The organism is Nonlabens sp. Asnod3-A02, assembly GCF_045063755.1.
Classification (GTDB): domain Bacteria; phylum Bacteroidota; class Bacteroidia; order Flavobacteriales; family Flavobacteriaceae; genus Nonlabens; species Nonlabens xylanidelens.
The window spans coordinates 974,308-988,611 of record NZ_JBEFOC010000007.1 but is presented as its reverse complement, the minus strand read 5'-3'; the positions used below and the strand labels follow the sequence as shown (position 1 = coordinate 988,611).

At 34.9% G+C, this 14,304-nt stretch carries 13 protein-coding genes; 5 read left to right on the top strand and 8 right to left on the bottom strand.

The annotated features are described in order from the left end of the window. Positions 1-47 precede the first annotated feature (47 nt). The 4 genes from ACJJVN_RS07825 to rpsA form a co-directional block, all read right to left on the bottom strand. Positions 48-380 (bottom strand): ribonuclease Z, encoded by a 333-nt coding sequence (locus tag ACJJVN_RS07825; protein WP_405377714.1) that lies wholly within the window; start codon positions 378-380, stop codon positions 48-50. After that, positions 373-1,308 (bottom strand): aspartate carbamoyltransferase catalytic subunit, encoded by a 936-nt coding sequence (locus tag ACJJVN_RS07820; RefSeq protein WP_104515147.1) that lies wholly within the window; start codon positions 1,306-1,308, stop codon positions 373-375. Before ACJJVN_RS07820 ends, ACJJVN_RS07825 begins: the two co-directional genes overlap by 8 nt. Further along, a complete protein-coding gene (pyrR, locus tag ACJJVN_RS07815; protein WP_405377713.1) occupies positions 1,308-1,853 on the bottom strand; it encodes a bifunctional pyr operon transcriptional regulator/uracil phosphoribosyltransferase PyrR in 546 nt (181 codons plus the stop codon). The genes ACJJVN_RS07820 and pyrR overlap by 1 nt, the downstream gene beginning before the upstream one ends. 337 nt (positions 1,854-2,190) lie before the next feature. Next, positions 2,191-4,035, bottom strand: a complete 1,845-nt coding sequence (rpsA, locus tag ACJJVN_RS07810) for a 30S ribosomal protein S1 (RefSeq protein WP_104515149.1) — start codon at positions 4,033-4,035, stop codon at positions 2,191-2,193. A 259-nt stretch (positions 4,036-4,294) separates the two neighbouring features. Here rpsA and ACJJVN_RS07805 point away from each other — a divergent pair, with 259 nt between their 5' ends. From ACJJVN_RS07805 to ACJJVN_RS07790, 4 genes are all read left to right on the top strand, one after another. Continuing rightward, complete coding sequence (locus ACJJVN_RS07805) at positions 4,295-5,059, top strand: DUF3592 domain-containing protein (protein ID WP_405377712.1); 765 nt, start codon at positions 4,295-4,297, stop codon at positions 5,057-5,059. 118 nt (positions 5,060-5,177) lie between these two features. Next, positions 5,178-8,543, top strand: coding sequence for a T9SS type B sorting domain-containing protein (locus ACJJVN_RS07800; protein ID WP_405377711.1), 3,366 nt, complete (start codon positions 5,178-5,180; stop codon positions 8,541-8,543). Positions 8,544-8,861: 318 nt separating this feature from the next. Then, positions 8,862-9,320, top strand: a complete 459-nt coding sequence (locus tag ACJJVN_RS07795) for a DUF1801 domain-containing protein (protein WP_405377710.1) — start codon at positions 8,862-8,864, stop codon at positions 9,318-9,320. Between the two features lie 2 nt (positions 9,321-9,322). Further along, complete coding sequence (locus ACJJVN_RS07790; RefSeq protein WP_405377709.1) at positions 9,323-9,781, top strand: hypothetical protein; 459 nt, start codon at positions 9,323-9,325, stop codon at positions 9,779-9,781. A 97-nt stretch (positions 9,782-9,878) separates the two neighbouring features. On the opposite strand, the gene cmk is transcribed toward ACJJVN_RS07790, so the two are convergent. From cmk to ACJJVN_RS07770, 4 genes are all read right to left on the bottom strand, one after another. Beyond that, positions 9,879-10,574, bottom strand: coding sequence for a (d)CMP kinase (gene cmk, locus ACJJVN_RS07785; RefSeq protein ID WP_405368951.1), 696 nt, complete (start codon positions 10,572-10,574; stop codon positions 9,879-9,881). Further along, the gene (porQ, locus tag ACJJVN_RS07780; protein WP_104515155.1) at positions 10,575-11,588 is read right to left on the bottom strand and encodes a type IX secretion system protein PorQ; all 1,014 of its coding nucleotides are present in this window, start codon (positions 11,586-11,588) and stop codon (positions 10,575-10,577) included. 79 nt (positions 11,589-11,667) lie between these two features. Next, positions 11,668-12,996 (bottom strand): tRNA (N(6)-L-threonylcarbamoyladenosine(37)-C(2))-methylthiotransferase MtaB, encoded by a 1,329-nt coding sequence (mtaB, locus tag ACJJVN_RS07775; RefSeq protein ID WP_405377708.1) that lies wholly within the window; start codon positions 12,994-12,996, stop codon positions 11,668-11,670. A gap of 163 nt (positions 12,997-13,159) precedes the next feature. Continuing rightward, complete coding sequence (locus tag ACJJVN_RS07770) at positions 13,160-13,522, bottom strand: SnoaL-like domain-containing protein (protein ID WP_405377707.1); 363 nt, start codon at positions 13,520-13,522, stop codon at positions 13,160-13,162. 170 nt (positions 13,523-13,692) lie between these two features. Here ACJJVN_RS07770 and ACJJVN_RS07765 point away from each other — a divergent pair, with 170 nt between their 5' ends. Then, entirely contained in the window at positions 13,693-14,301 is a 609-nt protein-coding gene (locus ACJJVN_RS07765; RefSeq protein WP_104515158.1) for a tRNA-(ms[2]io[6]A)-hydroxylase, read from the top strand. Positions 14,302-14,304: the final 3 nt, after the last annotated feature.

Genomic DNA, 14,304 nt, shown 5'->3' with positions numbered 1-14,304 from the left:
TTTTAGAGCAAATAGAAGGTACCGCTGCAGCGTCATGGCAAATAGATCTAAAAGCCTAGATCGCGTTCAATCTCTTCCATCTCTATCACATCTTGTGCTTCTTGAATAGTAGGCACAATCATTAACTCTTCTGGAATCTCATCTATAGAAATGGCAGTATTTACCATTACAAAAGATTGCTTAGAAGCCCTGTGATTATTACTCAATTCTAAAAAGGAAATTAAATCCATTAAAGATGCTTTATCATACTGTAGTAGATCTACGACTACATTCTTACCAGTAAATTGGTCTTTTATTCGGTTTAAAAATGAAGCGAAATCTTTAATATCATCTCGCTCATCTTTTAGTACTATATACTTATCGTGTTCTTCACTAATCATTTCTTCTAATTTTTGCAGCTACTAAATATAAAACTGCCATTCTAATAGCGACACCATTTTCTACCTGATTCAAAATAATAGCTTGATCAGAGTCTGCGACGTCACTTGTAATTTCTACACCTCTATTAATAGGTCCAGGGTGCATGATTACGATATCTTTTTTAAGACTGTCTAACAATTCTCGATTTACACCGTATTGCTGCACATATTCTCTAACACTTGGGAAATAAGAAATATCCATACGCTCGTTTTGAACGCGTAGCATATTTGCTACATCACACCATTCTAGAGCTTTTTTGAGATTAAGCTCTACTTTCACCCCTAGAGATTCAATATGTTTAGGTAAAAGAGTCGCAGGACCACAAACCATAACCTCGGCTCCTAGTTTCTTAAGACAGTAAATGTTTGATAACGCTACACGACTGTGTAAAATATCTCCCACTATAACTACTTTCTTACCTTTAAGACTACCTAATTTTTCTCTTATGGAATAACTATCCAGTAACGCTTGAGTAGGATGCTCATGAGCGCCATCTCCTGCATTTACTATTCTAGCGTCTACATGCTTAGAAAGAAAGACTCCAGCACCAGGATGAGGATGCCTCATCACGACTAGATCTACCTTCATAGCTAGAATATTATTTACTGTATCAACTAAGGTCTCTCCTTTCTTAACTGAACTTTGTGCCGCACTGAAGTTAATCACATCTGCACTCAATCTTTTTTCAGCAAGTTCAAAAGACAGTTTTGTTCTTGTAGAGTTTTCAAAAAAGAGATTTGCTATGGTAATATCTCTTAAAGAAGGAACCTTTTTAATAGGCCTGTTGATCACTTCTTTAAACTGATCTGCAGTTTTGTGAATTAAATTGATATCCTCGACGGTAAGGTATTTAATCCCTAAAACATTATCAACACTCAACTCACTCATTAGTCTTCATTTTTTAAAAGGTAAACAGCATCTTCTCCTCCATTCTCTTTCCAGAGCACTTTTACTTTTTGATTATTTATTGCATCTACCTGTCTGCCATTATAATCTGGCTGTATAGGTAAATGTCTAGAAAATCTTCTATCGATAAGAGTTAACAACTCTATAGTATCTGGCCTACCAAAAGATTGCAAAGCTGTAAGTGCTGCGCGTATGCTTCTACCAGTATATAACACATCATCCACAATTACTACACGCTTATTTTCTACTAAAAAATTAATCTCTGTAGAATTTGCTTTTAATGGCTCATCATTTCTTCTGAAATCATCTCTATAGAAAGTAATATCTAACAAACCAATTTTTAAGTTTTTAATCTTATAGTCGGTTTTTAAAATTTCAGCAAGTCTATTCAGCAAAAAACTACCTCTAGGCTGCAAACCTACAAGCGCCGTATTTTCAAATGTGTCGTGATTTTCAATTAATTGGCAAGCTAATCTGTGAAGTATAATATCCAGAGCTGCGGCGTCGAGAAGTAATTTTTGACTCATGAAACCAATTTAATTTCAAAATTATAGCAGTAAAATTACTGCCTATACTAGCAAAGATAAGTATTTTGAACTGTCCTTAAAGTCTGTATTTTATTTATTGAAATAAAAAAGGAAGTTTACATAAAAATGCCTCCTATTAACCACAAAACAAAAGCATAAATCTGGTTAAAAAACTTCGTATCTGTAAGGCCAACTATCAAATACGTGACCACATTTATATTTTAATTGTGCACTATCACACAACCAGCATCTTTATAATCGAAAAACAAAAAGAAATAAAAAAACCCTTATCAGAAAACTGATAAGGGTTTTAAAGTTTAGAATTTAAAAACTATTACTAGTTCTTACCTTCCATTCTATCTTTAAGTGCTTGTAACTTAGAGTTTGCATCACCTAATGTAGGCTTAGACTCTTCAGCAGACTTAGCAGCTGCTTGTTGTACATTCTTAGCTTCTTCTTCTTTATGAAGAATCATGTGAGAACCTACTACACGCTTAAATTCTTTGTTGAATTCAATGATCTGGATTTGCGCCTTCTCACCTTTCTTCAATTTAGAACCATCTTCTTTTTCTAAGTGACGTGTTGGAATAAACACAGAGATATCTTCATTAAAGTTAACTACAGCACCTTTGTCTACAGTTTCAGTAATTTCAATATCGTGAGTTGTTCCTACACCGAATTCACCTTCGTACTTATCCCATGGGTTAGGCATAGTTTGCTTATGACCTAGAGATAATTTACGTCCTTCTACGTCTAGTTCAAGAACCACTACTTCTAGTGTATCTCCTACTGCACAGAATTCAGATGGGTGCTTCACTTTCTTAGTCCAAGAAAGGTCAGAGATGTAAATTAATCCATCAACACCTTCTTCAAGTTCTACAAATACACCGAAGTTAGTAAAGTTTCTTACTGTACCAGAGTGCTTAGAACCTACAGGATACTTAGTAGTAATGTCAGTCCATGGATCTGGGTGAAGTTGCTTCATACCTAGAGACATCTTACGATCTTCTCTATCAATAGTAAGAACCTCAGCATCGATGATATCACCTACTTTAACGAAGTCACCAGCACTTCTTAAGTGCGTAGACCATGACATTTCAGAAACGTGAACAAGTCCTTCAACTCCTTCTTCTACTTCTACAAATGCACCGTAATCAGCAATAACAACTACTTTACCTTTTACTTTATCTCCAGTTTTGATCTTGTCAGAAAGAGCTTCCCATGGGTGAGCTTCTAATTGCTTAAGACCTAATTGGATACGAGATTTATCTTCGTCAAAGTCAAGGATTACCACGTTAAGTGTCTGATCTAGTTCTACAACCTCGTTAGGGTGGTTGATACGTGACCAAGAAAGGTCAGTAATGTGAACAAGTCCATCAACACCACCTAGATCAACAAATACACCGTAAGAAGTAATGTTTTTAACAACACCTTCAAGTACCTGTCCTTTTTCTAGACGAGAGATAATTTCTTTCTTCTGCTCTTCGATATCTGCTTCGATAAGCGCTTTGTGAGATACTACAACGTTTTTGAATTCGTGGTTGATTTTCACAACTTTAAATTCCATTGTTTTATCTACATACTGGTCATAATCACGGATAGGCTTCACATCAATTTGTGAACCTGGTAAGAATGCTTCGATACCGAATACATCTACGATCATACCACCTTTAGTACGACATTTAACGTAACCGTTTACGATTTCGCCAGTGTCATGTGCATTGTTAACGCGTTCCCAAGCCTTGATAAGACGTGCTTTACGGTGAGAAAGGATCAATTGTCCAGTCGCATCTTCACGTACATCTACAAGAACCTCAACCTTATCACCTTCTTTAAGGTTCTGGTTGTAACGGAATTCGTTAAGAGAAATAGCACCTTCAGACTTTGCGTTAATATCAATGATAGCATCACGATCAGTAATCTTGATAACTACACCTTCAATTACATCAGTATCGATAGTGTCAACAAAGTTGTCAGATACTAATTTTTCAAAAGCCTTTAATTGCTCTTCATCAACTTTTTCGATTCCTTCACTATAACGTTCCCAGTCAAAAGAGTCTAGAAATGCAGCAGGATCTTCTTGTTGTGGAGAAGTAATTACTGGAGTTTTTTTCTCAGTTTGAGCGTCTGCTACACCATCTTGTGAAGCGTCCCACTCTTTGTTTGTTTGATTTTCAGCCATAATAGGTTGCTGATTAAAATTTGTATTCTAAAAAAGTAGCGGAAACTTATAGAACCTTTTAAAGAAGAGTTATATAAATATTTGATTCCCAACCGGTTTCCTTATTCTCGATTTGGGTTTGCAAAAGTACATCCTTTTTTAATCATTAACAATACTTAAGTCTATGAAAATCTAGTTTTTAAAGCAACTTGTTTTACCCTATTACAACTAAGTTACCTTTTAATCCTTTTTATAACTTGCCACCTTCTATTTTTACACCATGAGACTAGCTATTTATATCACTTTATTATTAGTTGCATGCTACATAGCATACCGCATTGCGCAGCGCATGGCAAGCGATAAAGATCCTGATGAAAAGCCTGGATGCATAATGGTGGGTTATGTCACATTAGTCTATCTGTGTATGTGCGCGCTTTCTTTTACATTTTTAAGTTTAACATTATCTGGACTTTATGGTAACGTGGTACATCACAGGTATGAAGCAACAGTAATTGATGTAAGAACCTATGAAAGTGAAGACAGTGATGGGAACACTACAACCATGTACGCACCTACCGTACAGTTTACTACGGATCAAGGAGACGTTATAACTAGAGAATTAAACATAAGCTCTGGAGAACCTTATCAAAATGGAGAAATGCACCCAGTTTCTTATAATCAAGAAACTAATGACCTAGACTCAAGATCGATAGCTAGTGTAGTACTGATGTTAGCCGGCTTACTCATGTCATTGTCCTTACTAGGCTACGTACTTATAGGCGTTGCCTATGCTTTTTATATACCTATAGGAATAAACGGCATGGAATACACCGCTTTTATATTCATTTACATTCTTATGCCGCTGGGCATGATAGGTATGAATGCTGGACTTATTTATTATGTAGTGCAACGTCTTACTACAGGTTATAAGTCTGACCAGCCTATTTGGGTTCTTATAGTAGTTATTTTTTTCATTATTGTTTTAACCCTTAGCAAAATATCTATAATCAAGATCATGCTATCTAAAAAGAAAAAGAAGGAATAAAAGCTTTTTTTTAATTCCGCTTTCGCGAAAGCGGAACTCATAAAGATACCTCAATTATCTTTCAATCAGAAAAGAACTACAAAAACTTCATTATTTTTGAATCTTCAACTATTATAACATGCGACAAGCCTTTATCCTACTATTTATATCTACGTTCCTTACAGTTAGCTACAGTCAAAATACGATAATACCAGATATACTTTTTGAGCAAGAGTTAATCAATAGTGGTTATGATAACATACTAGATGGACAGGTCACTACTGCAAACATAAACACTATAACTGTTCTAAATATACCTACAGGAAACATCACAGATTTATCTGGTATACAAGACTTTACTTCCCTCAAAACGTTAAGATGCACAGGTAACATGATAACTACATTAGATTTAACAAATCTTAGCTCTCTAGAAGATTTGAATGTTTCTAACAATTTAATCACATCATTACTTTTACCTAACAGTATTATCGAAGTAAATGCCGCTAATAATCAACTGACTGGGATAGACCTTTCAACTCACAACAACCTTATTGAATTAAATATTGAAGAAAATCAATTCACTAGTTTTAATTCTGGAGTAGCAGATCTGGAAATTCTTAATCTATCTCAAAATCAATTAAGCACATTAAATTTACCTATATTGAGTAGCTTGACAGACTTAGACTTATCCAATAATCTTTTTACCAGTCTAGATTTTTCAAATAACCTTGCTCTTACAGATTTAACGTTATCAAATAACGCACTTACAGCACTTGATATCTCACTAAATATACAGTTAGAATTATTAAGAGCTGCTAATTGCACTCTTAACTCCTTAGACCTATCTTTAAATACAGCATTAGTAAGAGTACTCATTAATGGCAATCAACTTTCTACAATAGATTTATTTTCTAACCTAGCACTAGAAGAAATTAATATAGGAGCTAACCCAATCACTTCAGTCGGAATGGGATCTAAACCTGTTTTAGAAAAATTTAGTGCTGACAACTGTGACATAACAAACATTGATTTTACCCAAGCTCCTTTACTCGAATATATAGGTTTTGAAAGCAACCAATTAACTACCGTTGATTTATCACAAAATCTAGTTCTAAACAGGTGTTGGATACGAAGAAACAATTTGATAAATATGGATTTTTCCAACAATCCGTTGATGCGTAGTATCAACCTTTCTACAAATCAATTAACATCATTAACACCTCCTCCTTCCACAACAACACTGACTTATTTTGCTATGGGTGGAAATTTATTAAGTGATCCCGCTATTTTAAATTCTTTTAATACTTATCCCAATCTAAGTATAGTAGATATAGGTAACAATAATTTTTCTGGCACACTACCTAACCTTACCGGCTTGCCTAGTTTAAGCTATTATATTTTCAGTAATAACAGTTTTCAATTTGGGGATTTTGAAAATGAGCACATTTACTACAGAGATAATATTTCAGTAAGTCCATTTTATTCTAATGAACCTCAAGAAAAAGTTAACACTATAGATATTATTAATGCAAACACTGGAGGTAACGTTACAATGACGACTACAGCTTCAGGAGCTCAAAATCATTATGAATGGTTTAAAGATGGTAACAGCATCGCAGGTGCTCCAGACAACGATACATATATTATTACCAACTTACAATCAACTGATGCAGGTATCTACCACTGCGAGGTAAGTAGCGATATAGTGGTGAGCCCTTATAATGGACAACAGCTAGTTTTAGAAAGAAATGAAATCACTCTTATAATTAACAGCTTTGTACCTAATTGTACTTCTATTATTTCTCCTGCAGATAACGACATTGATGTAACCATAGACACTAACATAGATTGGAATACAGAAGCTACTGCCACTGGTTATTTACTTTCCATAGGAACAACAACTGGCGCTACAGATATATTAAATAATTTTGATAACGGTAATTCTACTTCTTATAATCCGCCAATGGATTTTCTAGAAGACACAACTTATTATGTTACAATAACTCCTTATAACACCGCTGGAAACGCAACTGGCTGTGCAGAAACTAGTTTCACAACTGAAACTTTACCTGTCGGTTGTCCACATCCTGTATCTATATTAAATAACCAAATTAACGTATCACTGGATGAAACAATTACATGGTTCCCTGCTTTTAATGCTGATAGTTATTTAATTTTTATAGGTACAGGCTTACCTGGAGCATCAAATATTTTTTCTGGAACAATTAATAATGCGACTTTTTTAAGCTTAATGTCAGATCTCCCTGCTAACACATTAATTTTAGTAGAGATACAAGCTTTTAATAGTATTTCTGGCGAGAGTGGCTGCATTAACGGATTTTCATTTACAACTGCTGAGGCAATCCCTAATTGTGCAACGCTTATCTCACCTACAGATAATGATATTGATGTAACCTTAGACACTAACATAGATTGGAATGCAGAAGCTATTGCCACTGGCTATTTACTATCTATAGGAACAACACCTGGCACTACAGATATATTAAATAATTTTGATAATGGTAATTCTACGTCTTATAATCCGCCAATGGATTTTCTAGAAGACACAACTTATTATGTTACAATAACTCCTTATAATACCGCTGGAAACGCAACTGGCTGTACGGAAACTAGTTTTACTACGGAAATTATTACTTCAGCACCTAATTGTAACTCTATTATCTCACCTGCAGACAATGATATTGATGTAGCCTTAGACACTAACATAGATTGGAATACAGAAGCAACTGCAACTGGCTATTTACTATCTATAGGAACAACACCTGGTGCTACGGATATATTAAATAATTTTGATAATGGTAATTCTACGTTTTATAATCCGCCAGTGGATTTTCTAGAAGGCACGGATTATTTCGTAACGATTACACCCTATAATGCGGTAGGAAACGCAACTGGCTGTAATGAAACTAATTTCACTACAGAGATTATTCCAACAGCACCTAACTGTACATCAATTATCTCACCTGCAGATGATGCTGAAAATATTCCTATAAACATGCCGATTAGTTGGAACTTCTCACCTAATTCTACGGGCTATTTTATTTCTATAGGAACAACAATAGGTGGTAATGAAATCGTAGACAATTTTGATAATGGAAATGACGTAACCTATAATCACCCACAGAGTTACCCAGATAATACAACACTTTATGTTACCATAATTCCATATAACAATATAGGAAATGCCATAAATTGTAATATTACATCATTTACAACAGCCAATTTAGAACTGATAATCCCCAAATATTTCACACCTAATCAAGATGGCTTTCATGATAATTGGTTAATTGAAGATCCTACTTCTAAGATAGCAACCGTCTCTATATTTGACAGATATGGGAAATTAATTAAGAAAATAGATCGCGCTCCATTTTTATGGGACGGATTATTCAACTCGCAAGAATTAGTTTCTAGTGATTATTGGCATCAAATCACATTATTAGACGGTAAGACTCTTTCTGGGCATTTTACATTAAAAAGATAATTTGAAAATTCCGCTTTCGCGAAAGCGGAACTCATAACAAACTCACTCATCGCATACGGTGTTTTAAACACTCAAAAGCCCCTTTTACTAATTATCACTAGTCGTTTCTATTCTATTCGTATAGTTTTAATCAAAGATTTAATACTATTTAAATAAAATCAAACGTTTGTTGATCCTAATTGGAATCAAGGATTAAGATTACTTAAATAAAACCTCGCAGGTGAGTAAAATGATTGACTTAAAAGCCAGAAGTATGATCATTATCTGCGAGGTTATTTATAGATGGAGTACCTTTAATACCTCAACTTAAGATAATACATGACCTCAACTGCAACCACACCGCAAGAATACATAATCCAATTACCGGAGGAGCGCAAAAAACCTATAAGTGATTTACGTGATGTTGTTCTTAAAAACTTACCTGCAGGATTTGAAGAAGGAATGCTTTATGGCATGTTGGGTTATTATGTTCCTAAAGAAGTTTATGAACCAGGTTACCACGTAGGTAAAGAATGGACGCCATTACCATTTATAAATATCGCTTCTCAAAAGAATTTTATCGCTTTATATCACTCTGGTATTTATGCAAATCCACAATTGATGGAATGGTTTAAAGAAGAATATCCCAAACATTCTAAGTACAAACTGGATATGGGTAAAAGTTGCATCCGCTTTAAGAAGGTAGATAATATCCCACTAGATCTTATTGCAGAATTATGTCAAAAAATGACACCGCAGGAATGGGTGCAGATTTATGAAAGTGTGATTAAGAAATAGTCATGAAGAAACCAGAGTTTTTATACCTATTGCTTGGAGCTAGTTTTGTTTCATATCGTTTTGCAAAAAGATTTGTAAAGGATAAATTAAAATCGGATTTTAGATATGATATTATTTTGAATTATTCAAATGATGATACTGCTATGGAACAGTTTGATTTTTATCCAGAGGATAATGATAAAAGATTTTTCAACCTTAATGAGAACGAAGTTGTCGATATATTATGTAGAAAAAACAAAGTTCCCGTATGGATAGATATTTCAGTATGTAAAGTAGATCGAAAATTTACAACATTCAATTTATTATGCGCAGGACGATACTCTGACAATCCTGATGAATATTATTATAAGAAAAATGGTTCAGGCCCATTCGGTATTAAAAGCCCAAATTTCCCACCTGGACATAATAAAGATGAAAAATTTAAGCTCAAGAATTCTAATCAATTAAAGTTTTTAGAATAATAACTTTCTAACCAAGCGGAAATAGGTTAACCTAGAGACAAAAAAGGCAACACCAAAGGAGCAATTAAAATGGCTTGATGCGATTATAGAAAAAGAACTAAGCTTTTTCAACAGCAATCTCAGCCCAAGAGACTAACAATTCAAATTGTTCTTCTCTCGTCATTTTTGAAGTATCTAATAATTTTGCTTCTGGCAACTGTATAAGCGGACTATCTTCTCTTGTAGAATCTATATGATCTCTTCCTATTACATTTTCTAGCACTTCTTCTAGGGAGACGTCATCACCTCTTTCTAGCAACTCTGCATAACGTCTTTGTGCACGTACTTCTGGTGCTGCCGTCATAAACACTTTAAGCTCTGCATCTGGAAAAACAACACTTCCTATGTCGCGGCCATCCATAACGATACCTTTCTCCTCACCCATTGCTTTTTGTTGTTCTACCAGCTTTGCACGCACTTCAGATATTTCTGCTACTTTACTTACTATACCACTTACTTCCAGCGTGCGTATTTGCTTTTCTATATTCTCACCATTTAAATACACATCTGCACGATCTGTGTCTTTATTGTATTTAAAACTGATATGAATATCTGGTAAAGATTCAACTAGCTTTTCAATATCTAAAGAACCTTTTACGAGCAAGTTTTCGCGTAAAGCGTAAAAAGAAACCGCTCTATACATCGCACCAGTATCTACATAGACATATTGCAATTTTACAGCAAGTTGTTTTGCTGCTGTACTTTTACCAGTACTAGAATGTCCATCTATAGCGATTGTAATTTTCTTACTCATTTATTGCAAATTTATATTAACCCCAAAAAGGCTCGTATGTGACGCTAGTGTATACCTAGCATGCGTGTAACTAAATCTTAAATTATTCATTTTTAAAGAAAAACCAGCACTCACACCAGAAAAAGCTCTCGTGTTCTCTATGCGCAATTCTTCGGCTCTTCTAAAACTGTATCCTAAACGTACTTCAAAAACTTGTTCTGGAAAAATCTCTAATCCTAATACGGTATGTCTCAAAGCATTGTTAATAAATCCAGGTTTCTCATCTGTCACATTACCATCTAGATCTGTTTGCGCGTTTGCCTCATTAACAAAGGCTATATTCCATTGTTGTAAATTCTCTAGAGTGACGTGCAGTCTTAAAGGAAGGTACTTCATGTTATTAGAAAAACCAGCCGATATCTCCAAAGGAAGATCTTCATAAATCTCATTATAAGGTGTAAATTGTGTCCCTAGATTACGTACAACTACCGCTGCACGTATAGCCTTATCTTCATTATAATATAAGAAACCTATATCTACCGCTCCACCAAAGGATGTGTAGATATCTAATTTTGAAGAAATGAATTTCAAGTTAGCCCCTACATAAAAGTCAGACCACGGTATATTATAAGCATAACCCATAGAGACGGCCACCTCACTACCACCGAATTCTCCGGTAGAGTTACCTTGCTCGTCAAAACCATCAAATTTCCCGTAATTTAAGTAAGTAACACCGGCATGAAAGGTTTGCACGTGTCTATCCCAGGTATAAGCATAACTAGCAGTACCATAATTTACATCTCCTAAATAATTGACATAATTGACCTGTAACTGATTATCCATTTTAGGATTAATAGTTGCTGGATTCAGGATTCCCGACGTAGGATCATAATCTACAGCAGTAAGTACCCTACCACCTAGAGCTGCTTGCTTTGTTCCAGATACCAAGTTTAAGAACTGGTATGTAGATTTTCCTCCTATTTGCGCTTTCGCGAAAGCGGAACATAACAAAATAACAAGAAACAAGTGACGCATCAATGGTTTTTCAATAACTGCAAATGAATAACGCTTGCAAGTTTAATTTATTTTTATGTGAAGTAAGGTATTTTAAAGTTTAATCTATTGCCTCTATGCGTACTATTCCATCTTCTTCTATGGATAATAGTTTCACATCGTGCAATTGGTTTACAAATTCTGGATTCCAGTAAGTTTTTACTTTTACATAATTCTCTGTAAATCCATGAATAAAGCCCTCTTTATTCTCTGCTTCCCATAATACTGTTTTAGTCTTCCCTAACTGACTTTCATAAAAAGCACGGCGTTTCTTTACAGACAGACCACGTAGCATTTTAGATCTTTTTTTACGTACGTTAATAGGTACAGCTCCTTCCATAGTAGCGGCTGGTGTGTTTTCTCTTTCTGAGTACGTGAATACATGTAGATATGAGAGATCTAGTTCACTTAAATAATTATAAGTATCTAGAAAATGGTCGTCTGTCTCTCCTGGAAATCCTACTATCACATCTACACCTATACAACAGTCTGGCATCACTTCTTTAATCTTACTGACACGATCTGTATATAACTCTCGATTATAGCGACGCTTCATCTTACCTAACAACTCATTATTCCCTACCTGTAATGGTATATGGAAATGAGGCACAAAGGCATTTGCTCCTGAGACAAATTCTATAGTCTCATTCTTCAATAAGTTAGGTTCTATGGAAGAAATACGTAAACGCTCTATTCCTTTTACTGTATCTAGTGCGTGAACTAGATCTAGAAAAGTATGCTCATGACGTTTATTACCGTGCTCGCCTTTTCCATAATCACCTATATTAACACCTGTAAGGACTATTTCTTTAATTCCTTGCTCGCTTATCTGTCTTGCGTTATCCATTACATTTTGTAAAGTATCACTACGCGAGATTCCACGAGCTAGCGGTATGGTGCAGTATGTACATTTATAATCACAACCGTCCTGCACTTTTAGAAAAGCCCTAGTTCTATCACCTATAGAGTAAGATCCTACGTAAAAATCTGCCTCATCTATTTCACAGGAATGTACTTGTGCTGGTTCTTCCTTAGATAGCTGATTAAGATAATCGGTAATTTTAAATTTTTCTGTAGCACCTAGAACAAGATCTACGCCATCTACAGCGGCCAGTTCTTCTGGTTTTAATTGCGCATAACAACCTACTGCTATAACAAAAGCATCTTCATTTACCTTCTGCGCTTTTTTAACCACAGATTTAAAACGTTTATCTGCATTTTCTGTAACACTGCAGGTATTCACCACATAGATGTCTGCTTTTTCTTCAAAGTCTACTCTACCAAAACCTTCTTGTTCAAAAGAACGTGCAATGGTACTGGTCTCACTAAAATTAAGTTTACAACCTAATGTGTAAAAAGCGACTGATTTTGTAGCTGTCTCTACGGGCATATTCTGTTATGATTTAAGGGCTGCAAAGATAGTTTTTTAGTCGCAGAATTTTATTGCTACTACAGAGACTGTTTTACGGTACTGGTTATGATGTTGTTTCCGCTTTCGCGAAAGCGAGTTCTCCATCAAAAAAACAAGATAATTTAAAGCGATAGAATTAAATTCATTCTTCTGTATCATAGAAAAATTGCTCTCTCCATATTTTACCGTTTTTTACCTGATACACTCCTATTTCATTCATTTGAGAACGATGACCGCTAGGTTTGTGCGTCGTATCCATCCAGAAGGTAACAGCAAAATGACCGTCTGCAACTACAGGATCTGACACCTTATTGCCATGTACTTCAAAATTTTCTTTCCACCACTGCCCTTTTTTCTGTAGACCATCAAAACCTTTTACTTCTTTCATAGGCTCTGACATTTCTACACTTGTTATATCTGGACTGTACAATTCTTCATAAGCTTTATGCTCTTCATTATTACGGCAGTATGCTACTAGTTGATTTGCTACTTCTCTGGTGGTCATGATAGTATGTTTTATATTAAGCACTTAAATGTACCCTTTTTATTGTTATAGGAGCAACTTATTTAACGGTATTTAAGTAGAGATAACCGTTTACCTAGTGCATATAATTTAATAGAATGAAAAGTTAACAAATCTTGTTATAAATCCACAGGGTTCACGACCTTTGTAGTATGAAAATGAAAGCCGAAAAGAAATTTACACTAGGTCTTAAATTACCCACTGATCCACGATGGGCAGATATTTCTACCATAAGCCTACAACACATTCTTACCGACCATGCTTTTTGTGAACAAAAGGCAACAAGTAATATTATATCGTTAATACAACAATATTCTGAACGTGAAGGTATTGTAGAACTCTTATCACCTGTAGTTACTGAAGAATGGGGCCATTTTAGAATGGTTATTGCAAAGTTAAAAGAACGAGGTCTGGAACTAGGTTTACAAAGACAGGATGAATATGTAAAAAAACTGGTCAAAGGAAAGAAAAAAGGCCAAAGCCGTGAAGGGTATTTTCTAGATCAACTACTTATTTGTGCCATGATAGAAGCTCGCAGTTGTGAGCGTTTTAAAACATTATGGCAAAATCTAGATGATACAGATTTACAAGAGTTCTATTATAAATTTATGGTTGCCGAAGCTTCTCATTACAAACTCTTTTTAGAACTTGCAAAAATGCATTTTCCTGAAGATGACGTCATGGTACGCTGGAACTACTGGTTAGATTATGAAGCTAGCTTTATAAGCGATCTAGAAGTACGTGGTGATAGGTTACATTAATTA

Coding starts and splice junctions, on each gene's coding strand:
- ACJJVN_RS07825 (WP_405377714.1), bottom strand. CDS start 380: ATGATTAGTGAAGAACACGATAAGTATATAGTACTAAAAGATGAGCGA.
- ACJJVN_RS07820 (WP_104515147.1), bottom strand. CDS start 1,308: ATGAGTGAGTTGAGTGTTGATAATGTTTTAGGGATTAAATACCTTACC.
- pyrR (WP_405377713.1), bottom strand. CDS start 1,853: ATGAGTCAAAAATTACTTCTCGACGCCGCAGCTCTGGATATTATACTT.
- rpsA (WP_104515149.1), bottom strand. CDS start 4,035: ATGGCTGAAAATCAAACAAACAAAGAGTGGGACGCTTCACAAGATGGT.
- ACJJVN_RS07805 (WP_405377712.1), top strand. CDS start 4,295: ATGAGACTAGCTATTTATATCACTTTATTATTAGTTGCATGCTACATA.
- ACJJVN_RS07800 (WP_405377711.1), top strand. CDS start 5,178: ATGCGACAAGCCTTTATCCTACTATTTATATCTACGTTCCTTACAGTT.
- ACJJVN_RS07795 (WP_405377710.1), top strand. CDS start 8,862: ATGACCTCAACTGCAACCACACCGCAAGAATACATAATCCAATTACCG.
- ACJJVN_RS07790 (WP_405377709.1), top strand. CDS start 9,323: ATGAAGAAACCAGAGTTTTTATACCTATTGCTTGGAGCTAGTTTTGTT.
- cmk (WP_405368951.1), bottom strand. CDS start 10,574: ATGAGTAAGAAAATTACAATCGCTATAGATGGACATTCTAGTACTGGT.
- porQ (WP_104515155.1), bottom strand. CDS start 11,588: ATGCGTCACTTGTTTCTTGTTATTTTGTTATGTTCCGCTTTCGCGAAA.
- mtaB (WP_405377708.1), bottom strand. CDS start 12,996: ATGCCCGTAGAGACAGCTACAAAATCAGTCGCTTTTTACACATTAGGT.
- ACJJVN_RS07770 (WP_405377707.1), bottom strand. CDS start 13,522: ATGACCACCAGAGAAGTAGCAAATCAACTAGTAGCATACTGCCGTAAT.
- ACJJVN_RS07765 (WP_104515158.1), top strand. CDS start 13,693: ATGAAAATGAAAGCCGAAAAGAAATTTACACTAGGTCTTAAATTACCC.